The sequence below is a fragment of the Westiellopsis prolifica IICB1 genome, from assembly GCF_004323185.1.
In the GTDB taxonomy this organism is placed as follows: domain Bacteria; phylum Cyanobacteriota; class Cyanobacteriia; order Cyanobacteriales; family Nostocaceae; genus Pelatocladus; species Pelatocladus prolificus_A.
Map to the genome: position 1 here is coordinate 631,493 of NZ_NAPS01000002.1, position 7,427 is coordinate 638,919.

Sequence of the window (7,427 nt, forward strand, 5' to 3'; positions counted from 1 at the left end):
ACGAGTCTTTGATACTCGACGACGAGTCTTTGATACTCGACGACGAGTCTTTGATACTCGACGACGAGTCTTTTATACTCAACGACGGGTCTTTTATACTCAACGACGGGTCTTTTATACTCAACGACGGGTCTTTTATACTCAACGGCGAGTCTCAAACACTCGTCAGCGAAATACAAACACTTGTTTAAAGCCCAATTCCCAATCCCCGATCCCCGATCCCCGATCCCCGATCCCCGATCCCCGATCCCCGATCCCTATTCCTCAGAATGAGCGCAGCGACGATACAGAAAATCTAGAGCGTAGTTCCGCAAGTTATAATATTCCGGGTCTTCCATGATGCGGCGACGATTGCGGGGACGGGCAAAAGGAATATTGAGGACTTCACCAATTTTGGCAGCAGGACCGTTAGTCATCATTACTAGCCTGTCTGCTAAAAACAACGCTTCGTCAATGTCATGAGTAATCATCAGAACTGTGACTTGATGTTCACGCCAGATTTGCAGCAGTTCTTCTTGCAATTCTTCTCTGGTGATCGCATCTAAAGCACCAAAGGGTTCGTCCAAAATCAAAACTTGGGGACGGATAGAAAGGGCGCGAGCGATCGCAACTCGCTGTTTCATCCCACCAGAGATTTGACTGGGTTTCTTGTCAGCAGCCTCTGTCAATCCCACCATCGCCAAATGTTCTTTGACTATCGCTCGTTTTTCTGCCTGAGTTTTACGAGGAAATACTGTATCTACAGCTAAATATATGTTTTCAAAAACACTCAACCAAGGTAGTAGACAGTAATTCTGAAATACCATCATTCTGTCTGGGCCTGGTTCAGTGATTGCTTGGTTTTGTAGTAGAACTACACCATCAGTGGGTGTATTAAAACCAGAAACCATATTCAGCAGTGTTGACTTACCACAGCCAGAGTGACCGATAATACAAACAAATTCACCTTCACGAACTTTGAGGTTAACCCCATCTAATACGGTGTAAGGCCCATCAGCAGTTGGATAAATTTTGTTTACATCTTCAATGACAAGAAAGTTTTCTGCTTTTTGAGTTTGCAGTTGATTGATTTGAACTTCGCTGCTACTTCCGTTTAGTGTTCGCATGATCAAATTTGTTAGTAGTTAATGATTGGTTGTTGGTGGTTGATGGTTGGTTAGTTCAATCAACCAATGACGAATGACAAATGACAAACGACTAAATAAATACTTCGTCGATACGGATATCACGTTTGATTTCCAGGCTTTGCAGGTACTCAATCGGCTTTGAAGGGTTAAAAACTTTACCATCAAATAGGTGAATGGGGTCGTCTTCTCCGATATCGAGTAAACCTAAGTCGCGGGCTGCTGCACCGAATATATCTGTACGACAAACTCGTTCAATCACTTCTACCCAGTTTTTGGGAAAGGGTACTAAACCCCAACGTGCCATTTGAGTAACCATCCATAGCAATTCAGTACGATTGGGATAGTTGGTTTGATTCAGATAAAACTGGTTGTATCCTGTTAATTCTTGGGGTTGTGTACCGTCGCCGCGATCGTAAGGATCGATAAAACCAGGACGGACGTGAACAGGATCAATATCAAGGTACTGAGGACGACAAATTAATGCCAAAATCTCTTCACGGTTGCGGAAATCGTCGCAGTATTTGCAGGCTTCTAACAGTGCTTTGACCAAAGCAAGGTAAGTTTCTGGGTACTTCTGCGCCCAATCTTCCCGTACTCCCAGCACTTTTTTCGGCTGTCCTGACCAAATTTCGAGAGCTGTAGCAGCAACAAAACCCACATCTGCATGTACAGCCAGATGATTCCAAGGTTCTCCAGCACAGTAACCGTCAATTTTCCCGGCTTTGAGTTGGGAAACCATTTGTGTTGGTGGTATGACTGTGAGGCTGACGTCTCTGTCAGGATCTATACCACCAGCCGCTAGCCAGTAACGCAGAACCAAGTTCTGCATTGAGGTTGGATGGACTATTCCCAAAGTGAGAATATGGTCGGGAGAGGCGTTAATTGCATTTTTTAAGTCAGCTAGAGTTCTGACACCTTCGCTGTACAATCTTTTGCTTAAGGTGATGGCGTTAGCGTTACGGGAAAGATTTAGGGCGTTGACTACGGGAATTGGTGTTTTCCCACCAGCGCCCAAAGTGAGAGCCAAAGGCATTCCCGCAACCATCTGAGCGGCGTCAAATCTGCCAGTTGCAACACCTGCGGCTATTTCTTGCCAATCTGCTCCACGGTTGAGGGTAATTTCTTCTAACCCGTAATCAGCAAAAAAGCCTTTTTCTTTTGCCACGATTAAAGGTGCAGCATCAGTTAAAGGCAGAAATCCAATCTCTAAATTGACTTTTTCCAAACCATTGCGGGAAATGATTACTGGTGCTTCAACCTTAGCCTTGCGTTTCTTGGCTTGTTTTTGTTGGTTGAGGAAGTAAATCATCTCGTTTCGCAGATTGTAGTAGCTAGGATGATTGACTACTTCCAAGCGCTGACGGGGACGGGGGATAGGTACTTCTAGGATTTGTCCAATGTGTGCTTCTGGGCCATTGGTGAGCATGACAACGCGATCGCTCAATAATAATGCTTCATCGACGTCGTGTGTCACCATCACACAGGTAACGTTATGCTCATTACAAATTTTCATTAATTGTTCTTGCAAACCACCCCGTGTAAGTGCATCCAAGGCCCCAAAGGGTTCATCTAGCAGTAACAACTTCGGACGGATAGCCAAAGCACGAGCAATTGCAACTCGCTGTTTCATCCCTCCCGATAATTCACTCGGACGTTTTTTCGCCGCCAGACGCAACCCTACCATGTCGATGTGCTGATCAACTATTGCCAAGCGATCGCCTCTAGACTTATTTTGATAGACTTCATCGACTGCCAAGGCGATATTTTCCCGGACTGTTAACCAAGGTAGGAGTGAATAATTTTGGAATACCACCATCCGGTCTGGACCTGGATCTTTCACCTCCCGTCCTTCCAAAGTCACACCACCGACACTAGCTCTATCTAAACCTGCAATGATATTCAGTAAGGTGGACTTACCACAACCAGAATGTCCAATTAGAGAAATAAACTCTCCTTGTCGGATTTTGAGGTCAATATTTTTTAAAGCGATATACTGACCACCATTTGGTAGGCTAAATACACGATCAACATGGTCAATTTCTACAAAAGTAGTCATTGGTCATTTGTCCTTTGTCGTTGGTCATTTGTTTTTATTAATGACTAATGGCTATTGTACAGACGCGATTAATCGCGTCTCTACAGATCTCTAATCGCGTCTCTAATAACTAATAACTATTTCTGTTCTTCTGGTACGACTTTGCTGGCGATAAATCCTACTAATCTATCGAGCATTAAACCAACTAAACCAACATAAACTAAAGCCAAGATAATTTCACTTAAATTGGTTTCTGTTGTTGTGTTGTAGGCATCCCAAATAAATGAACCAATTCCGACACCACCGACTAACATTTCTGCTGCCACAATCGCTAGCCAAGATAAACCAATGCCTATTCTCAAGCCTGTAAATATATAAGGAACAGTGGCGGGAAAAACTATTTTCACGAAATATTTTGGTCCTTTGAGCTTTAAAACTCTAGCAACATTAATATAGTCTTGGGGAATTTGTTGTACACCCACTGTAGTGTTAATCAAAATTGGCCAAATAGACGTGATGAAAATCACAAAAATTGCTGAAGGATTAGCCTGTTGAAATGCTGCCAGTGAAATTGGTAGCCATGCCAATGGAGGTACTGTACGTAATACTTGAAAAATTGGATCTACAGCTGTATGGAGTAATTTATTAGCTCCAATTAAGATTCCTAAGACAATTCCTACGATTGCTGCTAAAGAAAAACCTAAACCAACTCTTCCCAAACTATTTAGTATCTGCCAACCTAAACCTTTATCACTTTCACCATTATCAAAAAAAGGATGAATAATAAAAGGGTCCCAAGTTTCCGCAAAAGTTTCTATTGGCCCAGGTAATTTAAAATTAGGGTTTAAACAAAGTATTTGCCAAACAACTAGAAAAATAGCTAAAGCTACGATTGGTGGCACAACTTTTTTAACAATAATTTTAGAAATGTTCTTACGGGGATTTTTCCTAATAGTACGACTACTGCCAAGGGTAGCTGCCATTTTTGGTTTCTCCAAGTTGTGTCCAGTTGACTAAAGAAAGGGTGTAAGGGTATGAGGGTGCATTCAACTTGGTGTCTTAGTGTCTTGGTGTTTCAAAGATTGTCTTTTCACCACCAAGACACTAAGACACTAAGAAAATTTAATGAGCCAACGATTAGACTTTCTTGATTTTTAAAGCCTGTAAATATGCTTCTGGTTTATCTGGATCGAACTTGACACCATCAAAGAAAGTCTCAACTCCACGAGAAACGTTAGTCGGAATTTCGGAATCAGCTACACCAATTGCTTTAGCGGCTTTCTTCCATAAATCTTCTTTGTTGACTTGGTCTACAATTTCTTTAACTTTGGTATCTTTTGGCAAATAGCCCCAGCGAATTTCTTCTGTTAAGAACCAAATATCATGACTCTTGTAAGGATAGGAAGCATTATCAGCCCAGAATTTCATCGGGTGTGAGAAATTTTGTTGGGTGCGTCCATCACCGTAGTCAATATTACCTTTAGATCGTTCGAGAATATCTGCCACAGCGACGTTAAAATATTTGCGATCAGAGCAGATTTTGCACATTTCTTCTTTATTTTCGGCGCGATCGCACCACTGCTGGGCTTCCATAATCGCCATCAACAATGCTTGTGTAGCATTAGGATTTTTATCAACCCAATCTTTTCGCATTGCAAAAGCTTTTTCTGGATGATCTTTCCACAATTCGCCGGTAACAAGGGCTGTGTAACCCAACTTTTGACTCACCAATTGGGCGTTCCAGGGTTCTCCTACACAGAAAGCATCGACAGTACCTACTTTCATATTTGCCACCATTTGTGGTGGTGGTACGGGTTCCAAAGCTACATCTTGATCTGGATTGATTCCATTTGCTGCTAGCCAGTAGCGCATCCACAAATCATGAGTACCACCAGGAAAAGTCATCGCAACTTTCATGGCTTGTTTGTTGGCTTTGGCTTGATTAGCTGTTTCTTTAAGTGCTTTACTTTGTAAACCGATTTTCAAATCTTTGAATTTATTAGCAACGGATATAGCCTGACCGTTAGTATTTAATCGTGCCAAGGTATACATCGGCACTTTATCGTTGATGGTCATCAGATAAGGCATGGGGCTGAGAATGTGGGCGCCATCAATACCACCACCAGCCGAACCTATTTTCAAGTTGTCACGGGTGACAGGCCAAGATTTTTGCTTCACCACCTCGACATCGGTCATACCGTACTTGGCAAAAAAACCTTTTTCCTTGGCGATAATCAGAGGAGCAGAGTCTGTTAACGGTATAAATCCTAACTTTGCTTTAGTTGTTTCTACTTGAATAGCATTAGCTGCTGTAGAGACATTCGCTGCTGGGGTTGCGCTTGGTTTATCGCCGCCTGTTGTTGCTGACTGAGAACCACCAGAGGAGCAACCATGAGCCAGGATAGAAGCCGCCGCCGCAGTACCTGCGGTGAGAATAAATTTTCTTCTAGAGAGATTGGTCATTTGTTATTTGTCCTTTGTCCTCTATCCTTTTAATGAATTACTAATGCTTCTTGCTTGGGTTTAGCTCCGAAATGCTGAATCAATAAATCTTGTAATACTGGCTGCAAGTCTTCACAGGGAATCCCTTTTTGGATGCAGGTTCCCAACTGTGCGTGTTTACCAACTTTACCGCCCATGTAGATATCAACACCTTCCACAGCTTTGCCGTTTTTACGGGCTTTGGTTCCCATCAAGCCGATATCTGCAACTTGGGGCTGTCCACAGGAGTTAGGACAACCAGTCCAATGAATTCGCACTGGACGAGTCAGTTCTAAATCTGCTTCTAAAGCTTTAATTACTGCTTGGGCGCGATTTTTGGTTTCAATCAGGGCAAAGTTGCAAAATTGAGCGCCGGTACAAGAAACGAGCGATCGCGTTAATGGTTTGGGATCAATGCTAAATTTTTCTAGCAGTGGTTCTGCTAAAAATAATACCAAACTTGAATCAGGAATATTGGGGATAATCACGTTTTGCTCTAATGTTAATCGGATTTCCCCACTTCCGTACACATCAGCCAGACGCGCAATTTCAAACATGTCTTGGGCTGTCATCCGACCCACAGGGATATGTAATCCTACGTAGTTTAATTCTGGTTGCTTTTGTTTGTATACACCAATCTGGTCACGTTTTTCCCAATCAATTTCGTCTTTAGGTGCTGCTGGTAAAAACGGCTTACCCAAACGCTGTTCAACTTCTGAACGGAACTTCTCTAAACCCCATTCATCAATTAACCACATCAGCCGAGATTTCAGACGATTGGCACGTGAGCCATGATCACGGAATACTTCTAATACTGCTCTACATACAGCAACTACATCTGTTGGTGACACCCAAGCATCCAGGGGAATAGCTGCTTCACAACGTTTAGCAGAGAAAAATCCACCAACGAGAATATTAAAGCCGAGGATTGGGGATTGGGGATTGGGGATCGGTGATCGGGGATCGGTGATCGGGGATTTTCCAGAGGGGACCCCACCTTCCCCGATCCCTTCCCTAAACGCAGGTACAAAAGCTAAATCATTAATCTCAGCATGAACAGAATTATCCCGTCCGCCGGTAATGGCAATATTAAACTTCCGTGGCAGATTAGTAAACTCCGGGTTTCCTTCTCCTTTGTTGGTAAGCATGTCTTGAATTTGCTGTACCAACTCGCGTGTGTCAAATAACTCATCCGCATCTAATCCAGCTACGGGATCACCGGTGATGTTACGAACGTTGTCCATTCCTGATTGCACACTGGTTAAGCCGACTGTATGAAATTTATTAAAAATTTCTGGTAAATCCTCAATCCGAATCCCCCGTAGTTGTATGTTTTGTCTAGTAGTGATGTCAGCACTGCCGTCATCACCATAACGCTGTACAACTTCTGCTAACACTCGCATTTGAGCAGCCGTGAGAATGCCATTTGGCATCCGCATCCGCATCATAAATTTACCTGGAGTGACTGGGCGAAAAAACACACCCACCCACTTGAGGCGATGATCACGATCAGTTTCGTCCATCGCCTCCCACCCGATAGAGGCAAATTTGTCGATCTCTGACTTGACAGCGAGTCCATCTTTTTCTGCCTTAAATTTCTCGAATCGATTGAGGGTGGTTGTGGTGGTAGTTGCTGCTTCTGTCATGATTAGTTGTTAATCACTATTCTGTGGGCATTGGGCATGGGGCATTGGGCATGGGGCATTGGGCATTGGGCATTGGGCATCAGTTATTCTCCCCACACTCCCAGCACTCCCCACACTCTCTTATCCCCGATCCCTACC

Annotated in this window: 5 protein-coding genes and 1 pseudogene; 1 reads left to right on the forward strand and 5 read right to left on the reverse strand. The window is 43.4% G+C overall.

Annotated features, from left to right (window positions below; translation table 11 throughout):
• Positions 1-191: pseudogene (locus B4U84_RS31215) on the forward strand (hypothetical protein); the annotation flags it as partial.
• Between the two features lie 66 nt (positions 192-257).
• On the opposite strand, the gene B4U84_RS16980 reads toward B4U84_RS31215, so the two are convergent.
• The 5 genes from B4U84_RS16980 to B4U84_RS17000 all read right to left on the reverse strand — a co-directional run bounded on the left by B4U84_RS16980 (position 258) and on the right by B4U84_RS17000 (position 7,289).
• Positions 258-1,106: a nitrate ABC transporter ATP-binding protein gene (locus B4U84_RS16980; RefSeq protein WP_131119619.1), complete on the reverse strand. Its 849-nt coding sequence runs from the start codon at positions 1,104-1,106 to the stop codon at positions 258-260.
• Positions 1,107-1,197: 91 nt separating this feature from the next.
• The gene (locus tag B4U84_RS16985; protein WP_131119621.1) at positions 1,198-3,183 is read right to left on the reverse strand and encodes an ABC transporter ATP-binding/substrate-binding protein; all 1,986 of its coding nucleotides are present in this window, start codon (positions 3,181-3,183) and stop codon (positions 1,198-1,200) included.
• Positions 3,184-3,299: 116 nt separating this feature from the next.
• Positions 3,300-4,145 carry a nitrate ABC transporter permease gene (gene ntrB / locus B4U84_RS16990; protein ID WP_131119623.1) on the reverse strand — a complete coding sequence of 282 codons (846 nt, stop codon included), beginning with the start codon at positions 4,143-4,145 and terminating at the stop codon, positions 3,300-3,302.
• A 154-nt stretch (positions 4,146-4,299) separates the two neighbouring features.
• Complete coding sequence (locus B4U84_RS16995) at positions 4,300-5,625, reverse strand: CmpA/NrtA family ABC transporter substrate-binding protein (RefSeq protein ID WP_131119625.1); 1,326 nt, start codon at positions 5,623-5,625, stop codon at positions 4,300-4,302.
• Between the two features lie 29 nt (positions 5,626-5,654).
• Complete coding sequence (locus B4U84_RS17000) at positions 5,655-7,289, reverse strand: ferredoxin--nitrite reductase (protein ID WP_131119627.1); 1,635 nt, start codon at positions 7,287-7,289, stop codon at positions 5,655-5,657.
• Positions 7,290-7,427 lie beyond the last annotated feature (138 nt).

Coding starts and splice junctions, on each gene's coding strand:
- B4U84_RS16980 (WP_131119619.1), bottom strand. CDS start 1,106: ATGCGAACACTAAACGGAAGTAGCAGCGAAGTTCAAATCAATCAACTG.
- B4U84_RS16985 (WP_131119621.1), bottom strand. CDS start 3,183: ATGACTACTTTTGTAGAAATTGACCATGTTGATCGTGTATTTAGCCTA.
- ntrB (WP_131119623.1), bottom strand. CDS start 4,145: ATGGCAGCTACCCTTGGCAGTAGTCGTACTATTAGGAAAAATCCCCGT.
- B4U84_RS16995 (WP_131119625.1), bottom strand. CDS start 5,625: ATGACCAATCTCTCTAGAAGAAAATTTATTCTCACCGCAGGTACTGCG.
- B4U84_RS17000 (WP_131119627.1), bottom strand. CDS start 7,289: ATGACAGAAGCAGCAACTACCACCACAACCACCCTCAATCGATTCGAG.